The 23,707-nt window shown below is 61.6% G+C and carries 22 protein-coding genes; 5 read left to right on the top strand and 17 right to left on the bottom strand.

What is annotated here, in order from left to right; translation table 11 throughout:
• Positions 1 to 291: 291 nt before the first annotated feature.
• Together rpoH and CWS72_RS15675 are read right to left on the bottom strand one after the other, a co-directional pair.
• On the bottom strand, positions 292 to 1,191 hold the full coding sequence (rpoH, locus tag CWS72_RS15680; protein ID WP_101251558.1) for an RNA polymerase sigma factor RpoH: 900 nt from the start codon (positions 1,189 to 1,191) through the stop codon (positions 292 to 294).
• Positions 1,192 to 1,492: 301 nt separating this feature from the next.
• Positions 1,493 to 3,169 (bottom strand): methyl-accepting chemotaxis protein, encoded by a 1,677-nt coding sequence (locus CWS72_RS15675; RefSeq protein WP_158240679.1) that lies wholly within the window; start codon positions 3,167 to 3,169, stop codon positions 1,493 to 1,495.
• A 527-nt stretch (positions 3,170 to 3,696) separates the two neighbouring features.
• Between CWS72_RS15675 and CWS72_RS15670 the strand changes: the two genes are divergently transcribed.
• Positions 3,697 to 4,299: a superoxide dismutase gene (locus tag CWS72_RS15670; RefSeq protein WP_101251556.1), complete on the top strand. Its 603-nt coding sequence runs from the start codon at positions 3,697 to 3,699 to the stop codon at positions 4,297 to 4,299.
• Between the two features lie 448 nt (positions 4,300 to 4,747).
• Here the strand turns inward: CWS72_RS15670 and CWS72_RS15665 are convergent, their stop codons facing one another.
• The 9 genes from CWS72_RS15665 to CWS72_RS15625 all read right to left on the bottom strand — a co-directional run bounded on the left by CWS72_RS15665 (position 4,748) and on the right by CWS72_RS15625 (position 12,849).
• The gene (locus tag CWS72_RS15665; protein ID WP_101251555.1) at positions 4,748 to 5,131 is read right to left on the bottom strand and encodes an Mth938-like domain-containing protein; all 384 of its coding nucleotides are present in this window, start codon (positions 5,129 to 5,131) and stop codon (positions 4,748 to 4,750) included.
• A 50-nt stretch (positions 5,132 to 5,181) separates the two neighbouring features.
• On the bottom strand, positions 5,182 to 6,117 hold the full coding sequence (gene secF / locus CWS72_RS15660) for a protein translocase subunit SecF (protein WP_101251554.1): 936 nt from the start codon (positions 6,115 to 6,117) through the stop codon (positions 5,182 to 5,184).
• A 19-nt stretch (positions 6,118 to 6,136) separates the two neighbouring features.
• Positions 6,137 to 7,957 (bottom strand): protein translocase subunit SecD, encoded by a 1,821-nt coding sequence (secD, locus tag CWS72_RS15655; protein WP_101251553.1) that lies wholly within the window; start codon positions 7,955 to 7,957, stop codon positions 6,137 to 6,139.
• Positions 7,958 to 8,077: 120 nt separating this feature from the next.
• The gene (yajC, locus tag CWS72_RS15650) at positions 8,078 to 8,536 is read right to left on the bottom strand and encodes a preprotein translocase subunit YajC (RefSeq protein ID WP_101251552.1); all 459 of its coding nucleotides are present in this window, start codon (positions 8,534 to 8,536) and stop codon (positions 8,078 to 8,080) included.
• A gap of 88 nt (positions 8,537 to 8,624) precedes the next feature.
• Positions 8,625 to 10,163 carry a mechanosensitive ion channel family protein gene (locus CWS72_RS15645; protein ID WP_101251551.1) on the bottom strand — a complete coding sequence of 513 codons (1,539 nt, stop codon included), beginning with the start codon at positions 10,161 to 10,163 and terminating at the stop codon, positions 8,625 to 8,627.
• Positions 10,160 to 11,062: a Tll0287-like domain-containing protein gene (locus tag CWS72_RS15640; RefSeq protein ID WP_101251550.1), complete on the bottom strand. Its 903-nt coding sequence runs from the start codon at positions 11,060 to 11,062 to the stop codon at positions 10,160 to 10,162. Before CWS72_RS15640 ends, CWS72_RS15645 begins: the two co-directional genes overlap by 4 nt.
• Before the next feature lie 206 nt (positions 11,063 to 11,268).
• The gene (locus CWS72_RS15635) at positions 11,269 to 11,868 is read right to left on the bottom strand and encodes an MlaC/ttg2D family ABC transporter substrate-binding protein (RefSeq protein WP_158240678.1); all 600 of its coding nucleotides are present in this window, start codon (positions 11,866 to 11,868) and stop codon (positions 11,269 to 11,271) included.
• 140 nt (positions 11,869 to 12,008) lie between these two features.
• Positions 12,009 to 12,158, bottom strand: coding sequence for a hypothetical protein (locus tag CWS72_RS15630; RefSeq protein WP_206747703.1), 150 nt, complete (start codon positions 12,156 to 12,158; stop codon positions 12,009 to 12,011).
• 205 nt (positions 12,159 to 12,363) lie between these two features.
• On the bottom strand, positions 12,364 to 12,849 hold the full coding sequence (locus CWS72_RS15625; RefSeq protein ID WP_101251547.1) for an OmpA family protein: 486 nt from the start codon (positions 12,847 to 12,849) through the stop codon (positions 12,364 to 12,366).
• Between the two features lie 172 nt (positions 12,850 to 13,021).
• On the opposite strand from CWS72_RS15625, the gene CWS72_RS15620 reads away from it, so the two are divergent.
• Positions 13,022 to 13,912 carry an ATP-binding protein gene (locus CWS72_RS15620; protein ID WP_241911748.1) on the top strand — a complete coding sequence of 297 codons (891 nt, stop codon included), beginning with the start codon at positions 13,022 to 13,024 and terminating at the stop codon, positions 13,910 to 13,912.
• Between the two features lie 49 nt (positions 13,913 to 13,961).
• Here the strand turns inward: CWS72_RS15620 and CWS72_RS15615 are convergent, their stop codons facing one another.
• From CWS72_RS15615 to serS, 5 genes are all read right to left on the bottom strand, one after another.
• Positions 13,962 to 14,786, bottom strand: a complete 825-nt coding sequence (locus CWS72_RS15615) for an inositol monophosphatase family protein (protein ID WP_101251546.1) — start codon at positions 14,784 to 14,786, stop codon at positions 13,962 to 13,964.
• 15 nt (positions 14,787 to 14,801) lie between these two features.
• Positions 14,802 to 16,067 carry a LysM peptidoglycan-binding domain-containing M23 family metallopeptidase gene (locus CWS72_RS15610; protein ID WP_101251545.1) on the bottom strand — a complete coding sequence of 422 codons (1,266 nt, stop codon included), beginning with the start codon at positions 16,065 to 16,067 and terminating at the stop codon, positions 14,802 to 14,804.
• A gap of 83 nt (positions 16,068 to 16,150) precedes the next feature.
• Positions 16,151 to 16,792 (bottom strand): protein-L-isoaspartate(D-aspartate) O-methyltransferase, encoded by a 642-nt coding sequence (locus CWS72_RS15605; protein WP_101251544.1) that lies wholly within the window; start codon positions 16,790 to 16,792, stop codon positions 16,151 to 16,153.
• Positions 16,789 to 17,571 carry a 5'/3'-nucleotidase SurE gene (gene surE / locus CWS72_RS15600; RefSeq protein WP_101251543.1) on the bottom strand — a complete coding sequence of 261 codons (783 nt, stop codon included), beginning with the start codon at positions 17,569 to 17,571 and terminating at the stop codon, positions 16,789 to 16,791. The genes CWS72_RS15605 and surE overlap by 4 nt, the downstream gene beginning before the upstream one ends.
• Positions 17,564 to 18,841, bottom strand: a complete 1,278-nt coding sequence (serS, locus tag CWS72_RS15595) for a serine--tRNA ligase (protein WP_101251542.1) — start codon at positions 18,839 to 18,841, stop codon at positions 17,564 to 17,566. The genes surE and serS overlap by 8 nt, the downstream gene beginning before the upstream one ends.
• Positions 18,842 to 19,090: 249 nt before the next feature.
• Between serS and CWS72_RS15585 the strand changes: the two genes are divergently transcribed.
• The 3 genes from CWS72_RS15585 to CWS72_RS15575 all read left to right on the top strand — a co-directional run bounded on the left by CWS72_RS15585 (position 19,091) and on the right by CWS72_RS15575 (position 22,945).
• Entirely contained in the window at positions 19,091 to 20,050 is a 960-nt protein-coding gene (locus CWS72_RS15585; protein WP_101251540.1) for a hydroxymethylglutaryl-CoA lyase, read from the top strand.
• Positions 20,051 to 20,206: 156 nt separating this feature from the next.
• Entirely contained in the window at positions 20,207 to 21,400 is a 1,194-nt protein-coding gene (locus CWS72_RS15580; protein WP_101251539.1) for a CaiB/BaiF CoA transferase family protein, read from the top strand.
• 102 nt (positions 21,401 to 21,502) lie between these two features.
• The gene (locus tag CWS72_RS15575) at positions 21,503 to 22,945 is read left to right on the top strand and encodes an SLC13 family permease (protein ID WP_199175711.1); all 1,443 of its coding nucleotides are present in this window, start codon (positions 21,503 to 21,505) and stop codon (positions 22,943 to 22,945) included.
• Here the strand turns inward: CWS72_RS15575 and CWS72_RS15570 are convergent.
• Entirely contained in the window at positions 22,937 to 23,629 is a 693-nt protein-coding gene (locus CWS72_RS15570) for an IclR family transcriptional regulator (RefSeq protein ID WP_101251537.1), read from the bottom strand. The two genes, CWS72_RS15575 and CWS72_RS15570, sit on opposite strands and share 9 nt — an antisense overlap.
• Positions 23,630 to 23,707: the final 78 nt, after the last annotated feature.

Here is a 23,707-nt window from a genome sequence, read left to right as displayed (position 1 = left end):
GAACCAGAGGTTCGCCGTCAAATACCCGAGGTGGGAGCCGTATGCGGGAAAGCCGCACGTACGGATCTGTGCGGGGGGCGCTCAGCAATGAGCGTCCCTACCGCGATCGCCCTGAAGCTTTAGCGGAGGAAGCCCGAGGCGGACGGATGTCCGCCGCCCGGCGTCTGAAGGGCAACAATTTAAACCAGGGCAAGCGGGTTCACCCGATTGCCCTGTGGCGGTGGGGACCCTCCGGCCGTCGATGAGGAGCCCCACACACCCTTTTGGTTCAGCTTTGGAGAGGGCCTTGGATCAGGCCATAGCCTCCAGGCTTCCCCTGCGGTCCAGCGCCGTGGCCTTGACGGCCGACTGCAACTTGGCGAAAGCCCTGTTTTCGATCTGCCGGACGCGCTCGCGGCTGATGCCGTAACGCACCCCCAGTTCCTCCAAGGTCAGCGGCGCATCGCGCAGGCGCCGTTCCGTCAGAATGTCGCGCTCACGCTTGTCCAGAACCTTGAACCCCTCGGCCAGCAGGGCGTTGCCGCGCGTGGTTTCCTCGTGCTCGGACAGGGTGACTTCCTGATTGGGACGATCATCGACCAGCAGATCCTGCCGCTCGATGGCGAATTCGCTCGATACCGGGGCATTCAGGGAAGAATCCCTGCCGCCGATACGCTGATTCATCAGACGCACCTGATCCTCGGGCACGTCGAGTTCGGCGGCGATGCGCGCCGTATCCTCGTGGGTCAATTCGGTCGAATCGAGGATGTGCAGCTTGGCCTTCACCCGGCGCAGATTGAAGAACAGCTTCTTGTGCGCGGCCAGGGTCCCAAGGCGAACCATCGACCAACTGCTCAGCACATATTCGTGCAATGCCGCCTTGATCCACCACATGGCGTAGGTCGCCAGACGGAACCCCTTATCGGGATCGAACTTCTTGACGGCCCGCATCAGGCCCAGATTGCCCTCGCTGATCAGATCGGAGAGCGGCAGCCCGTAATGACGGAAACCCAGCGCCATCTTCGCCACCAGACGCAAATGGCTGGTGACCAGACGATGCGCCGCATCGACGTCCTCATGCTCCTGCCAGCGTTTGGCGAGCATATATTCTTCCTCCGGCGGCAAGACGGGGAAGCTGCGAATTTCGCGAAGATATTTGGAAAGCCCGCCATCCGGTGACAGAACGGGCAAGGTATTCGTTATGGCGGCCATGGTACAATCTCCCGGAAAGAAAACACGAGAACCCGCGCCCGCAATGCGGGGCGGTCGAACGGGATCAACGGTTATCCGGGTCGATGCATTATCACGGTCATAGTCATATCCTCCGATGAAGCGACACGACGTTCGCGCCCACCCCGCCAGGGGTCGGGCAACAGGTCCAGCCTCAAAATAAGCACCGAACCATGGCGATATTGTGGTGCAACAAAGCAATTGAGTCAAGTTTTCGCCATGGTTCGCGGGGCAATCTTGAACGGAACGGAGATTTCCGCGAGGCCTCGACGGACCTCTGACGCTACAGGGCTTGAATGCGCTTAAGGAAGCTGCCCACCGTGTTTTGCAAACGCTCGGCATCGGCACTGAGCGACGACGAGGCGGTCTTCACCTTCCCGGCGTCCACCCCTGTCGCCGAGGCGGCATCGCGCACACCGGCGACGTGCCGGGTGACCTCTCCGGTGCCGGCCGCCGCCTGCTCGACATTGCGGGCGATTTCGGCGGTGGCCGCCGATTGTTCCTCGATGGCCCCGGCGATGGAGGTGGTCACCTCGCCGACCTTTTGAATGATCTCTCCGACGTCACGGATGGCGCCGACGGCTTCCTCGGTCTTGGCCTGCACCATGGAAATCTGCAAAGTGACCTCCTCGGTGGCGCGCGCCGTCTGATTGGCAAGGTTCTTCACCTCGGAAGCGACCACGGCGAATCCCTTCCCGGCATCACCAGCCCGGGCCGCTTCGATGGTGGCGTTCAACGCCAACAGGTTGGTCTGCGAAGCGATGGCGCCGATCATGCCAACCACCTCGCCGATCTTTTGAGAACATTGGGCCAATTCGTCCATAACGCCGTTGGCCCGGTTCGCGGAGCCGGCCGCACGTTCGACGATGCTATGGGAATCGCTGACACGATGGGCGATCTCGTCGATGGAACAAGACAGTTCCTCGGCCGCGGAAGCGACGGAATTGACATTGCCGGAAGCCTGCTCGGCGGCCGAGGCGACCGACACGGCCAATTGCTCGCCCTGTCCGGCCGATCCGTTCAACGAGTTCGCCGTATCCTGCAAGCCCATCGCCGAATCGGCCACGGCCCGCACGGTTCCGGCCAGTGATCGCTGAAACTCCTGGATGGCCTGTTCCAGGGCCGACGCCCGCTTTTCCTTCGCAGCGGCTTCCGCCGCCTGCGCCTCGACCAGCCGTTGCCGTTCGGCCAATCCCTCGCGAAAAGTTTCCAGCCCGCGCGCGACATCGCCCATCTCGTCACGGCGCTCAAGCCCGACGACCCGCACGGCGACATCGCCTTTCTCCAGGGCGGCGATGACATCGACGGTTCGCCGCAGGGGCCGGATAATGGAATATTGCGCGATGAGTTGAGCCAGGGTCATGCCGATCGCCACGAAAATCACCGCGGTAATACCGATGGCCCATTTTCCCGAGGACGCGCTGGCGTGACCGCCGGTCACCGCGCCTTCCGACGCGGTCTCGGCCAGCTTGAACATCGTCCGGGCCGTTTCACGTAGGCTGCCGGCCAGTTTATCCGCCTGCCCGGTGGCTGCCAGCATGGCCTTGCGATCATCGCCTTTGACGGAAGCAACCACGGCGTCGAGGGTCTGCCGATAGCCATCGAACTGCCGCGCCAGCGGATCCAGGTTCGCCGCCAGATCCCCGCTGGCAGTCGTGCGTACGGCCGCCAACCGCTCCTGGAACAATTTGGTTTCGGCCTGAATCTTGCCGAGGGAGTCGGCGACGACCTCGGCCGAGGGATCGGCCGCCATGCGGAACTGCGCGGCGCTCATCGCCTGGACATTGGTGTTCATCCGGGCCACCAGCACCGCTTGCCGTCCCGTCGCCGCGATTTCGTCGAGCGCCCGCCCGTTCTCTTGCAAGACATTGAAGGTAACGGCCAAAAGAATGACCAGACCAAAGGCGAAAACGGCAACAAAAGCGTAAAGTTTGGAAGCAATCGACATCTTTTCGAGCATGTTCTTCCCCCCGCACATCCCGAAAAACACAGTCAGCTTACGCTAAAAGCATTACTGGATAAAGGAACAACGTTGTTTCACTAAAAGTTTATAGATCGATAGATATATGACTATTCAAACATTTGATTGGGCTGGAATAAATGGCTTCTCCATAATACGGAATATGGCCGCCACGGACAGTTTAGAGGCGGAAATAGCCATGTCCGGCACCCGGCCGGCGGTTCGCGCCTTCAGTTTGAATCCTGTCCCAGCGACTATTTCGCCCTGCTGGGCCTTAGGCTCTGGGCCGAAACAATCGCTCCAGAGCCTAAGGGTTTATATGATGCCTGCGCCTCCGGCTTCGGCCGGCTCATGCGCCGCTCGGGCTTCAGGGCTTGGAGCGATAATTTCGCCCCAAGCCCTTACGTCGCCAAATTTTCTTTATCGTCTCAGGCAAGGTTAGCTGGGGGGCGCCCTTCACAAACCGTGCTTCGGTTCCTATCTTGGGAACATCGTTTAGGACCTTTTCAATTGAAACAGAGGTTACCATGGCTCTCGAACTTCCGGCTCTTCCCTATGATCCCAAGGCCCTCGAGCCGTTCATTTCCGCCAACACATTGTCCTTCCACCACGGCAAGCACCACGCCACCTACGTCAACAATTACAACAACCTGACCAAGGACACCCCCAACGCCGACAAGCCGTTGGAGTTGGTGATCAAGGAAGTGGCCGGCGACGCATCCAAGGCGGGCCTGTTCAACAACGCCGCCCAAGTGTGGAACCACACCTTTTTCTGGAACAGCCTGAAGCATGGCGGCGGCGGCAAGCCCACCGGCGAGCTGCTGTCGAAAATCGAAGCCGATCTCGGTTCCTTCGATAAATTCCTGGAGGATTTCAAGGCGGCGGCCACCACGCAGTTCGGCAGCGGCTGGGCTTGGCTGGTGCTCGACGGCGGCAAGCTCAAGGTGACCAAGACGGCCAACGCCGACACCCCCCTGGCCCACGGCCAGACGGCGCTGTTCACCGTCGACGTGTGGGAACACGCCTATTATCTCGACTACCAGAACCGCCGCCCGGACTTCGTCTCCGCCGTTCTGGAAAACCTCGCCAACTGGGACTTCGTGGCGCAGAACCTCGCCAAGGCGAAGTAAAAGCGTCTCCTTCGCGAGCCGGAAGGCGAAGCGAACTTGTGCTGAAAGTGGGGCGGACGTCTTCGTCCGCCTCCGCCGGCAGGTGGAAAGACCGGCATCCGCCTTTTGGTGGAACGCCGGAACCAGGGCATGTGGACATTCGGCAATTGGCCGGATGTACTTCGTCCTCTTGATCGTTCCGGTGCGTTCCGGCTTTTGATGAACCACCAAGACACCAAGGTGGCGGAGTGTGCCACTGGCATTTTCCCGTCCCGTCATCGGCTGGCGGACGAATGCCTGCGGCGCGGATTGGCCGCCACCGGATGATCCGAAAGACGCCTTGGTGTCTTGGTGCCTTGGTGGTTCCAAATATCCGGGGTTGCCTTTCATGCCATCGGGGAACCGGAGGCAACGGGAAAAGCCTTAAGGCGCCCCCCCCAAGGGGGCATGGCCTTCTGAACGGGGTCCTTTAAGGGCCCGTCGCCAGCAGGGCCGCCGCCACGGGCCTCAACTCCGCCACCAGCACGTTGTAGGTCCGACAGGCCGCACCGCTATCCATCACCTCGACGGTGACGCCATAGAGGTCGCGCAGGGCGCGGCGTAACGATGGAGCGATCGTCCGCATCCGGGCACCCGTGCCCAGCAGCAGCACCTCGATCGGCGGACGCTCATCGGCCAGGGCGGAGAAACTTTCCGCCGTCGCCGCCGCGAGATCGAAGACGGGCCAGGCGAGCGTGCGCGAGGGAAGAACCAGGACCGGCCCCTCGTGGCGTTGACCGCTGATGCGGAAACCGCCGTCGCCGTAGCCTTGAATGACTTGAAAGTCGCGTGGATTGACCGTGTTGATTTCCATGAGGCGTTATATGGCGACGGCCTGACGCCGCCGCCAGCCTTTGGACTCGGTTACGACTTCACGTTGGCCGACTGGGCGGCGGCGTCGGCCCTGATGAAGTGCGCCCGCGTCGCCCCCATCCACATAACCAGCGGCGAGGACACCAGCACCGACGAATAGATGCCGAAGACAATGCCGATGGTCAGCGCCAGGGCGAAATAATGCAGAGTCTCACCACCGAACAACAGCATGGACAGCACCACCATTTCCGTACATCCATGGGTGATAATGGTCCGCGACATGGTCGCGGTGATGGCGTTGTTGATGATCTCCGCGACGCTCTGCTTCTTGTATTTGCGGAAATTCTCACGAATACGGTCGAAGACGACGACCGACTCGTTGACCGAGTAACCCAGCACCGAAAGGACGGCGGCCAGGACGGTCAGCGAGAACTCCCACTGGAAGAACGAGAAGAATCCCAGAATGATCACCACGTCATGCATATTGGCGATGATGGCGGCGACGGCAAAACGCCATTCGAACCGGAAGGCCAGATAAATCATGATGCCGGCGCAAACCAGCGCGAGGGCGATCGAACCGTCGGAGACCAGTTCCTTGCCGACCTGCGGGCCGATGAATTCGACCCGCCGCAATTCGACATCGGGCTGAGCGGCGCGCAGCGCACCCAACACCGTTTCCGACAGTTGCGCCGAGGACACCCCCTCCTTCAGCGGCAGGCGGATGATCAGATCGGACGAGGTCCCGAAGTTCTGCACGGCACTGTCGAGGATGCCGGCCTTCTCCAGGGCGCCCTGCACCTGCGCCGGCTCCTCGGCCTGCTGGTAATGCACTTCGATGACCGTGCCGCCGGTGAACTCCACACCAAAGTTCAGACCCTTGGTGGCCAGAAAAAACACCGCCAGGATGAAAGTGATCAAGGACACCACGGTCGTCGACCGCGCATAGGTCATAAACGGGATGTCGCGCTTGAAACGGAAGAATTCCATGATTGCTGCTCCGCCCCGCTCAGATGGACAAATGATCGATTTTGCGCTTCCGGCCGTAGCTCAGGTTGACCAGGGCACGGGAAACCAGGATGGCGCTGAACATCGAGGTGATGATGCCCAGGCACAGAACCACCGCGAAGCCGCGTACGGGTCCGGTGCCATAGGCGAACAAGGCGACGCCGGCGATGAAGTTGGTGACGTTGGTGTCGAGAATCGTCCCCAAGGCATGTTCGTAACCGGCATGGATGGCGGCGTGTGGGGATTGTCCGGCACGGATTTCCTCACGGATGCGTTCGTTGATCAGAACGTTCGCGTCGATGGCCATGCCGACGGTGAGCGCGATGGCGGCGATGCCCGGCAAGGTGAGCGTTGCCTGCATCAAGGACAGCAGAGCCACCAAAAGCAAGACGTTCGCGGCCAGGGCAAGGGTCGAGAACAGCCCCATGATCCTGTAGTAGATCGACATGAAGATGGCGATGGCGACGAAGCCCCACAGAACAGAATGCACGCCCTTGGCGATGTTTTCGGCGCCCAGGCTGGGGCCGATGGTGCGTTCCTCGATGATCTCCATGGGAGCCGCCAGGGCGCCGGCGCGGAGCAACAGCGCCACGTCGTTGGCGTCCTTGACCGACATGCGGCCGGTGATCTGCACCTGACCACCGTCGATCTGCTGGCGGATCACCGGCGCGGTGACGACCTCGCCCTTGCCCTTTTCGATCAGCAGGATGGCCATGCGCTTGCCGACGCTGTCTCTGGTCACCTGCGCGAAGATGCGGGCTCCACGGGTGTCGAGATTGATATGAACGGCGGGCTCATTGGTCCGGCCATCGAACCCGGCCGAAGCGTTGGAGATGTTCTCGCCGGTCAGGATGATCGCCTTCTTGATCAGCAACGGCTGACCGTCCCGGCCGCTCGGATAGAACTCGTCTCCCGGCGGCACCAAGCCCCTCGCCGCGTTCTGCAGGCTTTGCAGATCGGCATGCTCCTCATCGACCATCCGGATCTCGAGGCTGGCCGTGCGGCCCAGGATGTCCTTGGCCTTGGCGGTATCCTGCACGCCGGGCAACTGGACGACCACGCGGTCGAGCCCCTGCTGCTGAATGATCGGTTCCGCCACGCCCAGTTCGTTGACGCGATTCCTGAGCGTCAGCACGTTCTGCTGGATGGCCGAATCCTGGAATTTCTTCAAGGCTTCCGGCGTCAGGGTCAAGGCGATGCGGGTCTCGTCCAATTGCACCCCGGTCATGTCGCGCAGGCTCTTGCGCAACTCCTCTCCGCCCTGGGTGCGGGTTTCGGCGTCCTTGAACTTCACCACCAGATTCTGCCCCTCGCGGCTGACGCCGCCCAGGGGAATCTTCGCATCGCGCAACGCGTTACGCACGTCGTTGGTCTGACGGTCCAACTGCTTGTTGAGCGCCGCCCGCATGTCGACCTGCATGAGGAAGTGCACGCCGCCCCTCAGGTCAAGACCGAGATACATGGGCAGGGCGCCGATGCCGGAAAGCCAGTCCGGCGAGGCCGACAGCAGGTTGAGGGCCACCGTATAGTTGTCGCCCAACGCACGCTGCAGTTCGTCCTTGGTTTTGAGCTGGGTGTCGGTATCGGTCAGCTTGACCTTGATTCCCGAGGCATCCGAGATGATTCCCAGATAGGGAATATGTTGCTGCTTCAGATCATCCTCGACCTGGCGCAGCAACGCCTGATCGATCTGCACAACCGAATTGGCCGGTGAAATCTGCACGGCCGGAACTTCGCCGAAGAAATTGGGCAAGGAATAGAGCAACCCCAGCACCAAGGCGATGACGATGACGAAGTATTTCCAGCGAGGATAGCGGTTCATGCGCAGCGCACTCTCTTAATTGCCGTCGAGACGCGGTCACGGCAAATCCCGCCGGGGCCGTCCAGGGGGAACACCCCGGGAGGCCCTTCGGCGGGACACCCAAACGACACCAGCGGTCTGTCAGTTCTTACCAAGCAATTTGCCCAGCAGATTGGTCTTCTTCGCGGCCGGCGGCGCGGCCTCGACACCTTCGGCGGCAGCCTCGCCCTCTTCCTTGGCCTCGTCCTTCGAAGCGGCGTCCTTGGAAGCGCCGGAAACCGGCTCGGTCTTGGCCAGAACCTCGGAAATCGCGCTCCGGATCACCCGCACGCGCACGCCATCGGCGATCTCGACGGACACTTCGGTTTCGCTGATCACCTTGTTGATCTGACCAATGATGCCGCCCTGGGTCAGCACCCGGTCACCGCGGCGAAGCTGCGAGACCATTTCGCGATGCGCCTTCATCTTCTTCTGCTGCGGGCGCAGCAGCAGGAAATAGAAGACGACGAAGATGAGGACGAGCGGCAGGAACTGCTGCAGAGATTCGAGCCCGCCGGCGGAACCGCCGGCCGCCTGCGCGTAGGCCTCTGAAATGAACATGATGGTCTCCTGGACTTTGATCGGCTTTCGAGCAGCGGGAATATAACGGGCCTGTGGTGAGTTGCAATCTCTAACCGACAACCGCCCCTTATCCAGGCTCAGAAACCGCCATGCGGCGCCGCAACCGGTGAGCCACGGCCTCGGCATCCGCACCCGGAATGTCCTCGGCGATCACCGCGGCCAGCAGATCTGCCTGCGCGGCCACGGACGGCAAGGCCTCACGGGGAATCAGAAGGAGCTCCGCACTCCCCCAGACACGCCGCGCGTGGGAAATCGTCGCTGGCCCGTCAAGCCACTCAGCCCACCCGAACGAGGCCCCCTCCCCGAGAAGGCGGCTGGGCGTAGCCGGCGCGAAGGCCAGAAAATGCCTCCGGTGCTCGGGCGATTCGATGCTGGCAGCCACAGCGTGATAGATCAGATAGGGGTCGTCGGTCAAACTGGCGAACCGTTGCACGAGACCGCCGGCCACCGGCCCGACAAATCCGATGGCTGTCGCTGTGATTGCCGCCATTTCCTCGGATGACACGTCCGTCTTCGCATTGGACGCATCATCTTGTGCCAATAAAGCCGCCACCTCTTTCGCGAGATCTTGCGGATCAAGCGTCCGTTCTTCGCGCAGCACCCCACGCAAAACAAAGCCGACGCAATCGGCAGGAATGACTTCGTCGGCGCCGAACAGTTGGCGACGGCCGGCTTTGGCCAAAACGGGCCAGAGACTGACGCATTCCGGCAGGACATCGGGGAACGGGCGGGATCCCGTCGGCGCATCGTCGGGAGCAAGCGTCAAACGATCGGCCTTCATGTCGATGCCTTGCCGCGCAAGCGCATACCACAGCCGGGCCAGAAGCCTCGAATTGGTAGCGCTGCGGTCAAGGAAATTCAGCGTGTAGTAGCGGGCACCGTACCACAAATTGGGACTGCCGGCCTCGGTGCCGATCAGAACCACGCTGGGAGCGGGATCGGCGCAAATGTTGGGAAATCCGCTGTTCAATATATCCCGCGCGATAGTCAGGATCCGTCCGGGCTCGACTCTGGGGTCGATCTGAAACAGGGCGGTATGCCGGGTCGGACGGTCATAAGGAAAAATCTCAATCGGCTGCGACGTCAACGCCGAATTGGGCAGAACGATCCGGCTGTCGTTGGGCGTGCGGATAAAAACCGAGCGCCATTTCAATGCTTCTACCCGTCCCTCGACGTCTCCTTTGCGGACATAGTCGCCCACCCGCACCGGGCGTTCGATTTCCAGCGACAGGCCGGAGAACAGATTGCCCAGAGTCGCTTGCAGCGCGAAACCGATAATCACGCTGAAGATCGCCGACGTCGCCAGCAGCTTGCTGACATCGAACCCCAGACCCAACGCCAGCCAGACGACGACGGCGGTGCCGTACAGCAGAATCGAAATCGTGGCCTGCAAAAGGTCGCTCGTCATCGATTCCGGCCCCTGGCGCCGGAACAGCAGGGGGAAAATCAAGGTATCCAGGACGCGGGCCCCGCTGAGGGCCGTTAAAAAATAGCAAAGCTGCTCCAGGCTGCCGGCCATCGGAAAAGATTCGGGAATCACCGTGACACGCAGCAGCCACGCCAACGACGTCAGGGCGACAAAAAGCGCCGTTATGGTGAAACTCATGGCAGATTCCGATCCGCGCCATTCGACCGCTCAAACAGACGGAGCGCTTCGTTGAGACTGATTTTCAGGCGATGAACGGCTTGGCCCAAATCCCGGAACTGCCCGTCCAAAGGGGTTTCCGGAGAAATAACACCGTCTCCGCCCACGCTGCTCGAATACGTCGAACGCGTGATTGCCGACAGTGGACGCGTCACATAGTGGCGCAACAGCAGAAGGAAAATGGTTAGGCTCAGCACGAAAACGCAGGTCATGGAACCGACGGTCACCAGCACCGAGTTGGTCGCTTTGGCGCGTGTCGGCAACACCGGAACTTCGACGATCTGCACACCGATGACGTCGTTCATCTCCCAACCGAAGCCGTTCCCGGCCCCGTACTGCTCCACCATGGCCTTGGGAGCGGCGGCCGGCGTGCTATGACACTGCAGACATGCGATCGAGGTCATGCGTAGAGGGCGCGCCAGAAAGTACCGTAGGCCCTCATGGCTGCCGGTTTCGCCCGACAACTCCTTCATCGCCGGATCTTTCTTGAAGGCGCGAATCAAACCGACTTCCCAATCGGCGGCACGGTCGGCGACGTTGGTCGGGTTCAGAGAAGTTTCGCGATAAACGTAGTCCGGAAAGGCACCACTAAACCGCTTGAGCGTGCTTTGCGCGCCGTAGGAAGGCACCATTTGCGGATGAAACGCGCCGTCGGACGGCAGGGCGCCGACGATCGGGGCGATTTCCTCGACGGTGTACCCGCGCAAAGACATCCCCATTTCCAGCAGCACGCGGGACTTCTCGTTCACCTCGGCGCGCGCCTCGCGAAAGGCCAAGGTATAGGAAATATAACCGGCAACCAGCAGGCCGAAGCCAAAACAAATCGCAAGAATAAGGCCAAATCGGGCTTCGATGCGCATATTGGATTCCAATAAATTTTATCTTTTATAATTTAAAAAAGACCCTTAGAAAATGCTTTTTGCGGCACCGCAGCAAACTTGCGCCCTTGCCTTTTGCCCGCATTGCTCGACGCACAAGCGCTCCGATGGCGATCCCGTGGACTCATGCGAACAGCGCACTCCACGATCAACGAGGAAATGCGCAAACCACTGAACTCGGTTGCGCCTCAACTGCCGTTCAGCGCAACCAGATGGCGCATTCCGTCGATGAGGTCCTGAACATTGTACTGATGGTGCGTAAGATAGGAGGCGAAATCAGCCCTTTGCGTCAGGCGCAGGCTGGTGCCTTCCGCCAGGAGATCGACGATTCTCGGGCTGCCGGTAGCGATACTGATGACCCATTCCACCTGTATAACCGGGTTTTCCGGACGCACCACTTTGGTGATGACGATTTCGGTATCCCCGCTCGCCCGCGCCTGTCCCATTATCACCCGCACGCCCTGATAGTCGCCCAGATGACTGGCGATTTTCGTCACCAGAAGGTCATGGAACAGCGCCAAATAGTCCGCTTGTTGGTCCGGCGTGGCGATACGCCAGAAACGACCAAGACAGAAGTGCGCGATATCATCCACGTCGACCGATGCATCGATCACCTCCCGCAGCCGGTGGCGCTTTTGCTGTTGCGAGCCCTCGTCATTGGCGATTGCGACCAATTGATCGCTTGTCCCCTTGATAAAAGCAACCGCACGTTCATCCGCCTGAGCCCAGGCACATCGAATCAGTCCGGGCGACGTCATCAGACAGGAGGCGAATGCGATCGTTGTCATCACTGTTCGGCGTGTAAGCATGGCGCACCATCGCTTTCAGGCAGCCGGATTTAAACATCACATGAGAGGCAGGACACGCGGGTAAGCCTAAATTCCGCCCACAGGCACGGGCAAGGTACCGAAACGCCCTCCCGCCTTGGTTACAAAGGCGCGATTTGATCAATTGCGCCATACGCGGCGCCCATAATCGTGATCACCGTGATCACCACGGTCACCATGGTCACCATGGTCGCCACGGTCACCTCTGTCGTAATCGCCTCCATAATTGCCGCCGCGACCGCCATCGCCATAGGGTTCGAACACGCAGGCGGACATTGCCAGCACGGTAAAGGCGAGAAGGATAAGCATTCTGGTTTTCATGCTCGGCTCCACGGATGAAAGGATGCCGCGCCAACGACGTTCGCACGGCGGACATCCACCTTTTTTTTAATAAAGAAGAGGGCGATTCGGACTTTGGATCGAAGCGCTACCGCTTTGATCCAAAGTCATCGCGCTCTAATGAACGGCGATATCGACAACTCGATTAGCCGCTCTCGCCACGTCATTCGCCGTTGGCACATCTTGTCGGGTCTCACCGGTCCAGCGCGTCTCGACCCGGGCAGCCGAAACCTGGCCGCCATAGACCAGTGCGTCACGCACGGCATCGGCCCGCTGATGCGACAAATGCATGTTGTAATCCTTGCCGCCCACCGTGTCGGTCCGGCCGATGATCGTCGTCACCATCGACGGATTACGCCGCAGGACCGCGATCACATCGTTGACGACCTTTTGTCCGTCGGCGTCAAGGGCGCTGCTGTCGCTTTCGAAACCAACCGAGAACCAGACGGTATTCGGCCCGGGAGCCACCGGCGGCGGATTCGAGGCGACCGCATGGGAGGTGGTCGGGGCGGCCGCGTGGGGCTGATCGAGGGCACAGGCTCCCAGCAGGGAGATGACGCCCACCGCGGCAAGCCGGGACCACGAAATTGTGCATCGTGACATCTATAGTCTCCATTTTAATTGGCGATACCGTGCCCCGACGGCCCCGTTGCGCGCTTGATCGGCACAACGGTGGCGGCGCTTATTCCAACGACCTTAAACCACCACCAAATGGGTGAATATCCTCGGAAACTACTCAATCAAGTGCGGCTACAGTCCAAGCCTCGGCTTGACCATGCCCGGACACATGCTTACCTTCGCCCGCATGACCCAGGAAACAGACTTATCCGCGCTGCTCGGGCGCATCGCCGATGCCCTCGACCGCCTCGCCCCGCCGCCGCCCCGCGCCACCCAGCTCGACGCCGCCGACGCCTTCATCTGGCATGCCCAGCCGGAAGGACTGGAGCCCGTCCTCAAGGTGAACCGTATCGACGTCGCATTGCTTCAAGGCATTACGGCGCAGCGCGATACACTGCTCGACAATACCCGGCGTTTCGCCAAGGGCCTGCCGGCCAACAACGCGCTCCTATGGGGTGCCCGGGGCACCGGAAAGTCGTCCCTGGTCAAGGCGGTGCACGCCACGATCAACGAGGAAATGCCGCATGTCCTGGCCCTGGTGGAGATCCACCGCGAGGACATTCCGTCCCTTCCCCGCCTGCTCACCCTTCTGCGCGACAGCTCCCGCCGGGTCCTGCTGTTTTGCGACGATCTGTCCTTCGACGCGGCCGACGAAAGCTACAAATCGCTGAAAGCCGTCTTGGAGGGGGGCGTCGAAGGACGGCCGACCAACGTGGTGTTCTACGCCACCTCGAACCGTCGCCATCTGATGTCGCGCGACATGATCGAGAACGAACGCGCGACCGCCATTCACCCCGGCGAAACCACCGAGGAAAAGGTCTCCTTGTCCGACCGCTTCGGCCTGTGGCTGGGATTCCACAATCTGGACCAGGAGACCTTCTTCGCCATCATCGAAGGTTACGCCAAGGCTTTCGAGTTGCCGATCGCGCTCGATGATCTGCATGCCCAGGCGATCGAATGGTCGATGGGCAGAGGGGCGCGATCGGGCCGCGTCGCCTGGCAATTCATCCAGGATGTGGCCGGCCGGTTGGGCAAGACTTTAGGATAAATGACGGGAACGCCGGCGGGTAGGCCGCCGCCGGATTTGAAACGTTCCGCTACCCTTCCAGATCATGCAGATGAGACCGAAAGAAATCCGCCATTCCGGGCGTCGCCGCGAGAATCGGATTTCCCCGGCGCAGCCCGTCGCCATCCAGAAAACCGCTGACGAAGCCGCCGGCCTCCTTCACCAGACAGATACCGGCGGCCACGTCCCAGGCATTGACGAAGGGCGCCCAATAGCCGTCCAACCGGCCGCAGGCCACATAAGCCAGGCTGAGCGCCGCGCTGCCCAGGCGGGTCCAGTCGCATTTATTGGCGACCATCCGGTCGATGGCGGTCAGAAAAAACTCGGGCTTGCGCCGGAACGTGAAACCCAGGTTGATTCGCGCCCGTTCCGGTGAAATGACGTCCGACACCCTTGCCGGCTGACCGTCGCAGCGGCAGCCGGCGCCACGCCGCGCGGAAAAAAGCTCGCCGGTCACCGGATCCAGAATCCAGCCGAGTTCGATTTCGCCTCCCACCATCAGGGCGACGGAGACCGCCCAGAAGGGAAGTCCACGGGCGAAGTTGGACGTACCGTCGATGGGATCGATGATCCAGACGGCCCGGCCATCCGACGCTTCACCGCGAACCCCGCCCTCCTCGCCGATGACGGCATCGTCCGGAAAAGCCTCGCCGATGCGGCCGACCAGCATGTTTTCGACGGCGCGATCGGCGGCGGTGACGAAATCCTGCGTCCCCTTGCTTTCGATCTGCAGGCGCGTCTGATCCCGAAAATATTGAAGCGCGAGGGCCCCCGCCTCTTTCACCAGCCCATGCATGAGGTCCTGCCGGTCGGTGATGTCCCGAGGCGGCAGCGAAGAGAGTTCATACCCTGACATGGTCGACCTTTCCGATTATCCGGGATCCGACGAATCGCTGGCGGCGGCGGGAACCGTCTTGCCACCGAGGAAAGTCATGGGATCCACCGCCCGCGTTCCCTGGCGCACCTCGAAATGCACCTGAGGCTGCGCGACACCGCCGGAATCGCCCGCCTTGGCGATCTGCTGGCCACGCCGCACCGTATCGCCGCGCTTGACCAGCAGCGTATCGTTGTGGGCATAGGCCGTCATCCAGCCGTCGGCATGCTTGACCAGCAGCAGATTTCCGAACCCCCGCAATTCATTGCCGGCATAGGCGACGACGCCGTCCTGAGCGGCCACCACGGGCGTCCCGCGCGGAACCGCGATATTGATGCCGTCGTTGTGCTGTCCCTTGCCGGTCGTGCCGAATTCGGCCAGCAACGTGCCATGGACGGGCCAGACGAAACCGCGCCCGGAACTGGGCGGCGGTGGCGGCAGCGGCGCCGGAGTTGCGGCGGCGACCTGGGTAGTAGCCGCCGCATGCTGTTCGGCTGGCGCGGCAGCGCCGGCTGCCGAAGCCGGGGGTGCCGATGGCGATGACGCCTGGGAGGAAGCCTGGGCGACCTGCGTGGCCTGAGTGGCCTGAGCAGCAGCCTGAGGTGGCGGTGGCGGCGGTGGCGGCGGCGGAATGGCCGCCGAAGCAGCCTTGCTTTCGCGCTCGGACAAGGAATTATAGGATCCCTTGTCGGCCGGCGGAGGAGCCGGCGGCGGCACGGGCGCGGGCAAGGCCGCGACGACCGGACGGGCCGTTTCCGAGGCCGGCGCGGGAGACGGGACCGCGGCGACCGCAGTTTCTCCCGCTCCTCCGCCCGGCAGCTTCAATTTCTGCCCGACCCGCAAAACATAAGGCGCCGACAGGTTGTTGATCCGCGCCAAGGTCGAGAAGGACACCCCCGTCTTGCGGGCGACGCCCAGCAAGGTGTCATCCTTCACCACGACATAGTTTCCGCCGCCCGGCAGCATCAGGACCTGGCCGACGCTGACCTGGAAAGGCGGCTGGAGATTATTGGCATCGATCAGAGCCCGCACCGACACATTGAGCTGCCGGGCGATCCCATAGATGTTGTCGCCGCGCTGGACGGTATAGGTGCCCGTGGCCGGCGCCTGTTGCGAACGATCCCGGGAGGCATCGCGATAGTCGACCGCCGATCCCATCGGAACGGTCGTCGAACATCCGGCCACCACCATCAGGGCGGCAATCAGCGGAAAACCGAGGGCGGTGCGAAAACCGGCGGCTGTGCGGGGCGGAACGAACCTCATGACCGCACACTATATGAGGCGCAAGCCCCCTTCAATGATCTAGCCGGCATTTCTCATACCCGCGTCGGCGGCTGGGAGGGAAATCAGAGCTCCTCAAGTCCACCCGCGACCAGGGGCACGAAACGGACGGGAAACAGTCGCTCGACCGAGGGTTGACCGTTCTTTTTGCGGATTCTCAGAACTTCCTGGTCGCCGCCCGGCGTACCGACCGGGAGCACCATGGCGCCGTCGTCCGAAAGCTGATCAAGCAGGGCCTTCGGGATTTCACCGGCGGCGGCCGTCACCAGGATGCGGTCGAACGGTGCCTGTTCCGGCCAACCGCGCGTGCCGTCGCCCGCGATCGCGGTGATATTGTGCACCGGCAACGCGCGAAACCGCCGTTCCGCCTCGGTCAGCAGGGATTTGTGACGCTCGATGGTGTAGACCCGGCGGCACAGCTTGGCCAAAACGGCCGCCTGATAGCCGGAACCGGTGCCGATCTCCAACACTTTCATGCGCTCGCCGACCTCAAGGGCCTGGGTCATCTGCGCGACCACCAGGGGTTGGCTGATGGTCTGCCCCTTGCCGATAGGCAGGGCGGTATTCTCGTATGCCTGGTCGAGGAAGGGAGAGGAAACGAAGGCTTCGCGCGGCACCCGCTCGATCGCAGACAATACCCGGGTATCGGTGATTCCGGAACGGCGCAAATCCATGATGAGGCGGATCTTGCGGGCCTCTCCGCTCATTGGAAAACCGTCGCCAATCGGTCCATGGCCTCGAACGAGGTGAAGTCGACGCAAAGCGGCGTCACGGCCACCTTGCCCCGCTGAACGGCTTCGAGGTCCGTGCCGGGAACGCCCAGTTCCTCGGTCCTCTGCCCCCCCACCCAGTAATAGGGCTTGCCCCGGGGATCGATGCGTTCGGTCAATTCGTCGCCGATCTTGCGTTTCCCCTGCCGGACGATTTCAACCCCGGTGACCAGATGGGCGGGAAGATCGGGAAAGTTCACATTGATCAAGACGTTGCGCGGCCATCCGACGGAACTCACCTGGCGAATGATCTCGGCCGCCCAGTCCTCGGCGGTCGACCATTTGACCGGATCGTCGCCGGTCAGTTGCTGCGACAGAGCGATCGAGGGGATACCCAGCAACGTGCCTTCCATCGCCGCCGCGACGGTTCCCGAATAGGTGACGTCATCACCCATGTTGCAGCCGCGATTGATGCCCGAGAGCACCAGATCGGGGCGCTTGTCCTTCAATATCTGCCGCACGCCGAGCAGCACGCTGTCGGTCGGCGTGCCGTCCACGGCGAAACGCCGCCGGCCATGGGATTGAATGCGCAAAGGCCGGCGGACCGTCAGGGAATGGGCGACGGCGCTCTGCTCGGACGAGGGCGCGACCACCCAGACATCCTTGGACAGGCTGCGCGCGATCCGTTCGAGCACCTTGATGCCGGGAGCGTCGATGCCGTCATCGTTGGCGATCAGAATCCGCGCCTTGCCGAGATCGGCGATCGGTTCAAACATCGGGAGTGACGACATCGAGACCGCCCATGTAAGGCTTCAGGGCGTCGGGAACCAGGACGCTGCCGTCGGCTTGCTGATAATTTTCCAGGACCGCCACCAAGGTGCGGCCGACCGCGAGGCCGGAACCGTTCAGGGTATGAACGAAACGGGTCGTCTTCTCGCCGTTTCGGCGGAATCTGGTGTTCATGCGCCGCGCCTGGAAGTCGCCGCAGTTGGAGCAGCTCGAAATTTCGCGATAGGTGTTCTGACCGGGCAGCCAGACCTCGATGTCGTAGGTCTTGCGCGACGAGAATCCCATGTCGCCGGTACAGAGCACGATGACACGGTAGGGAAGGCCGAGGCGCTTCAGAACCTCCTCGGCGCAGGCGGTCATGCGTTCGTGTTCCTCGGCCGAGCGGTCGGGATCGGCGATGCTGACCAGTTCCACCTTGGTGAACTGGTGCTGACGGATCATGCCGCGCGTGTCCTTGCCCGCCGCCCCGGCCTCGGAGCGGAAACAAGGGGTCAGCGCCGTGACGCGGATCGGCAGGCGGGTTTCCTCGATGATCTCGCCGCTCACCAGATTGGTCAGCGGAACCTCGGCCGTCGGGATCAGCCAATGGCCGGTGTTGGCGCGGAACAGATCCTCGCCGAACTTCGGAAGCTGGCCTGTTCCATACAGGGCTTCGTCGCGGACCAGCAGGGGCGGATTGACCTCGGTGTATCCATGCGCCCCCGTCTGCAGATCCAGCATGAAGGCGCCCAGCGCACGTTCGAGGCGCGCCAGCTTGCCCTTCAGCACGACAAAGCGCGCGCCGGACAATTTGGAGGCCGACTGGAAATCCATCAAACCCAGCTTCTCGCCGATGGCATCGTGTTCGAGCGGTGCGAAATCGAACTGCCGGGGCGTGCCCACCCGGCGCAATTCGACGTTGGCGCTCTCGTCCGGACCGTTGGGGACGTCGTCGGCGGGCAGATTGGGCACGGCCATCAAAAGCCTGTCGATTTCCTCGCCCAAGGCCTTTTCCTCGGCCTCGCTGGCGGCCAGCCGATCCTTCAGACCCGCCACCTCCTCCATCAGCGCCTGGGCATCGCCGCCCTGGCGCTTGACCAGGCCGATTTGCTTCGAAGCCTCGTTACGCCGGGCCTGCGTCTCCTGAAAGCTGGTCTGAGCCGCCCGGCGACGCTGATCGAGATCAAGGACGCGCGACGACAAAGGAGCCAGACCGCGGCGGGCGAGGCCAGAATCGAATGCTTGCGGATTGTCGCGGATCAACTTGATATCGTGCATGATTTTCCTGTGGCGAGAGTCCGGCAGCGACAAAGACGCGGCTGTCGACGCCGCTGGTTATAAAACGGCGGAGGCATTCCCACAAGGGCAGGCGCAGCACGACCGCGCGATGAAAGCCGAGAACGCCAAATTACGATTTTACACAGGTGGCATGCCTGTTAAAATGAAACGATGTTCTACTCATTAGAACATCATAGATACCATCTCGACGGCACCTCTTTCGTTCCATTTTCCACGGGGAAAGCCCGAATGAACACACAAGACGACATCGACATCATCGTCAGCGAGGTCGGCCCTCGCGACGGCCTGCAAAGCATTCAAAGAAGCATGCCCACCCCGATGAAGCATCGGTGGATCGCGGCACTCGCCCATTCCGGTCTTCGCGAGATCGAGGTCGGCTCTTTCGTATCGCCCAAACGGCTGCCGCAAATGGCCGATGCCGCGGAAGTCGTCGGCGAGGCCGTTAAATTGTCCGGCGTGACCATCCTGGCGCTGGTCCCCAATCTGAAAGGCGCCGAGCGCGCTTTCGCCGCCGGCGCCCGCAAGGTGACCGTTCCCGTGTCGGCGTCGCGCGCCCACAGCATCAAAAATATCGGAAAAACGCCGGAAGAGGCCGTCGCCGAAGTGAAGGCGATCTGCGCGATGCGCGATGCGGACCCACGGCAGGTCCGGCCGGGGGTGGAGGTCGGCATTTCCACCGCATTCGGCTGCACCATGGAGGGACCGATTTCAGAGGATTGGGTCATCGCCCTGGCGGAACGCCTGGCCGAGGCGGGGGCTGACAGCATCGGACTTTCCGATACCACGGGATATGCCAATCCCGCTCAAGTGAAGAGACTGTTTCGCCGCCTGCGCCGAACGATCGGAGAAAAGGCCGGCGGCGGGCACTTTCACAACACCCGCGGCCAGGGCTTGGCCAATGTGGTGGCCGCCCTTGAAGCCGATGTCACCACCTTCGATTCATCGCAAGGGGGGTTGGGGGGATGCCCCTATGCACCGGGCGCCTCCGGCAACATCGTCACCGAGGACCTGGTTTTCCTGCTGGAGTCCATGGGATTGCGCACAGGCGTCGATATCGAACGATTGATCGCCGCACGCGGCGAGATCGCCGCGGGACTGCCGGGGGAAACCCTCTACGGACATCTGCCCGATGCTGGTCTGCCCAAGGGATTTCTGCCCGCCGCGTCCAGGAAGCGATCTCTCGCATGAACCGAAACGTTCCATCAAGTGGAACGACATTATTTTTTTATCCGCTTTTCCCGAATTCACGTTGACATCGCCGCCTATCCGCAAAATTATAGAACCATGTTCCACTCAATGGAACATCGGTAAAACATAAAGATAATAAGTTCGGGGATCGAAACGATGTCGCTGCCGCTCAACGGGATCAAAGTGCTCGACGTTTCGAACGTCCTGGCCGGCCCCTTTTGTGGTTACCAGCTGGCCGTGCTGGGAGCCGAGGTCATCAAGATCGAACAGCCGGGCGAAGGCGACCTGGCCCGCCATCTGGGAGCGGACCCGAAGGCCGCCGCCGCCCGCATGGGCGCGTCATTCGTGGCGGTCAATGCCGGAAAGCAATCGGTAACCGTCAATCTGAAGGATGAGCGCGGCAAGGATGTCTTTCGCCGTCTCGTCGCCGAAACCGACGTCGTGCTGGAAAACTTCCGCCCCGGCGTGATGACGCGCCTGGGCGTGGATTACGAGGAGCTTTCTCAAATCAATCCCGCGCTGGTCTATTGCGCCATTTCAGGCTTCGGCGCCGATAGCCCGCTGGCGCAACGGCCGGCCTACGACCAGATCATTCAAGGTCTTTCCGGGGTCATGGCGGTAACCGGCGACAGTCAGACCGCGCCCCTCCGCGTCGGTTTTCCCGTTTGCGACACCATCGGCGGGCTGACGGCAGCCTTCGCCATCTGCGCCGCCCTTCTTGAAGCGAGGACGACCGGAAAGGGTCGCTATATCGACGTCTCCATGCTGGATTCCACCTTGGCAACCATGGGCTGGGTCGTTTCCAATTATCTGAACGCCGGCGTCGCCCCGACACCGATGGGCAACCAGAATTTCACCGCCGCGCCCTCAGGTACCTTCCGCACCAGGGACGGTCTTCTCAACATCGCGGCCAACGAGACCAAGCAGTATCGCGCCTTGTGCGACCTGATCGGCCGGCCGGATCTCCTGACCGATCCCCGTTTCGCCGAACGCCAGCAGCGAAAACAAAATCGGGAACAGCTCAACATCCAGCTCGAACGCGCGCTTGCCGGAAAGTCGGCCGTCGAATGGGAGGCCCTGATGACGGAAAAGGGCATCCCGGCCGGCCGCGTCCTCAAAGTTCCCGACGTCCTGACCCAGCCCCACATCGCTCAACGGCGCTTCCTGGTGGAGTTCGAAAAGGATGGACGATCCCAGCGCGTCACCAGGCCGGGGTTCCGCCTGTCCACGGACGAAGCCGGCCCGCGGGGCCCCGCCCCCGCCTTGTCCGAGCATACGGACATCTGGCTGAAAAAACTGGGATATGACGACGAGCAGGTCAGCCGGTTGCATCAAGACGGCGTGGTGTGAGCCCTGGCCATTCGGGCCATGCCGACCGCCGACAAGAGCAATGAAAAGCAATAACAAAACCGAGAAAAGTATGAAATCCACATAAAAATATAGGGTGGAATCATGTCCGCAATGGCAGAAACGATCAGTGTGTGGAACATAGACGTCCTGCGCCAAAAAATCGGCGTCCCACTGGCAGGCCTGGTATCCCTGGCAATATTTTTTGCCGGTGTTCCCCAAGGACTTTCACCCGAAGGACATCGGGCAATCGTTCTGTTTGCCGGAATTTTCGTCCTTTACATAACGGAAGCCATCCCCCTCGCCGCCAGCAGCCTGCTCATCGTTCCCATCGGCGCCCTGATGGGCATCGGCACGGTCAAAACCATGCTGGAGGGTTTCGCCTCTCCATCCACCTATCTCATCGTCGGCGCGTTCGTTCTTGCCGTCGCCATGGTCAAAACCCGTCTGGCGGAGCGCATCACCTACCTCATTCTGTCCAAGGTCGGCTGTTCGCCGATGCGCATCACCCTTGGCGTGACGCTGTCGAATATCGTCCTGGCGTTTCTCGTCCCGTCCTCGACGGCGCGCACCGCCATCCTCCTGCCTGTCTGCCTTTCCATCATCAGCCTGCTGGGAAACGAGGGACGATCGAAATTCGCCGTCAATCTGCTGCTTTGCCTGACCTTCACCAACGCCACCATCAGCGCCGGCATCCTCACCGCGACCGTCCCCAATCCGGTCACCGTGGAATTCATCCTGAAGGCCGGGGGACGCGATATCTCCTACACGGACTGGCTTTTCCTGGGCTTTCCGCCGGCTTTGCTGATGACCTTCGTCACCTGGTTCGTTTTGCTGAAGATGTTTCCCGCCGAATCGATCGATGATCGAAAGGGATTATCCCTCATCCAGGACGGACTGGCTTCTCTGGGCAAGATGACCGCCGCCGAATGGCGGACCCTGGTCATCTTTCTCGCCGTGGTTTTTCTATGGGCGACGCAAACCTGGACCAAACTCGACACGACCCTGGTCTGCCTGCTGGGCGCCTGCCTGCTGTTCTTTCCGAGAATCGGCGTCATCGACTGGAAAGACGCCAACAAGGGGGTCTCCTGGCAGGTCGTGATGATTTGCGGCGGCGGTGTTTCCCTGGGTGAAATGCTGATGAAAACCGGGGCCGCCAAATGGATGGCCAACGGCATCTTCACCTCTCTGGGACTGACCGGCATCTCGGTGCTCGGTCTTCTGCTGGTGGTTATGCTGGTCCTTCTCTATCTACACTTCATCTTCGTCGGCACCACGGCGATGGCCACGGCGCTTCTGCCCATCGTCGCCGGTCTCGCCCAGGCCGCCGGGCTGCCCCCCGAAATCCTCGTCCTGCCGGCCGGCATGATTATCGGCGGCTACCCGTTGCTGATGTTCTACAGCACATTGCCCAACATCATCGTCTATGGCAGCGGCAAACTGCGGGTCGGCGACTTCGTCCGTGCCGGCAGCGTCCTCTGCATTCCCGCCTGTGTGATCTACGCCATTTGCGCGGCGACCTATTGGCGGTGGCTCGGACTATTCTAAAGCCGGCAGGACGGCGGCGAGTTCCCCGGCCGTCTTCTTGAGAAGCGCTATCGCGTTCTTCCGGGCGTCGTCATCGAAACGACTGAGCAGGCCGGAGACGGAAAGCGCCCCGCGCAAATGGCCGCCGGCGTCGATCAGCGGAACGGCGGCGGCGGCGACATCCGCATCGCGCTCCCCCAACGAAACGTAATAACCCTGTGCGCGGATGTCCGCCGCCTTTGGATCGTCGGGAGTGCTGAAAGCGGCGAGAACCTGCCCACCGGCACCCCGGTCGAGAGGAAACCGCACGCCTTCGTCAATGTGATGGCGAATGGCGCGCGGAGAATTCTCGCGGTAAAGGCACAGACGGTGATCGCCTTCCAGAATATAAAAGGATGCGGATTCCGACGTGGCCTCGACCAAATGCCGAAGGGCCGGGCGGATATGCCGTCCGAGATCGAATCCACGCCGATAAAGGGAACCCAGCCGCCAGAGTTCCGGGCCGAGGCGGAAGAGCCCGTTGTCGTCGCGCCACAGGAAACCGCAAGTCTCCAGCGAAGCGGCCATTCGCAAAATCATGCTTTTATAAAGACCGGTCTTTTTCGCAAGAGCGGCCAGCGTCATCTCCACGCAATCATCATCGAACGCCTTCAAAATCGACAAGGCGCGGTTGACGGCGTCGACACCTTCCTGGGCAGGGGGCATTTACGAATATTCTCGAATCAGTCGCGTTATCGGAAAATTTTCCGATAAACTATAAGGTCTGTCGCCGAGGAGCGTAAC

The organism is Telmatospirillum siberiense (assembly GCF_002845745.1).
GTDB lineage: Bacteria > Pseudomonadota > Alphaproteobacteria > Rhodospirillales > Magnetospirillaceae > Telmatospirillum > Telmatospirillum siberiense.
The sequence above is the reverse complement of the archived record's forward strand: the minus strand, read 5'-3'. Positions and strand labels throughout refer to the sequence as shown.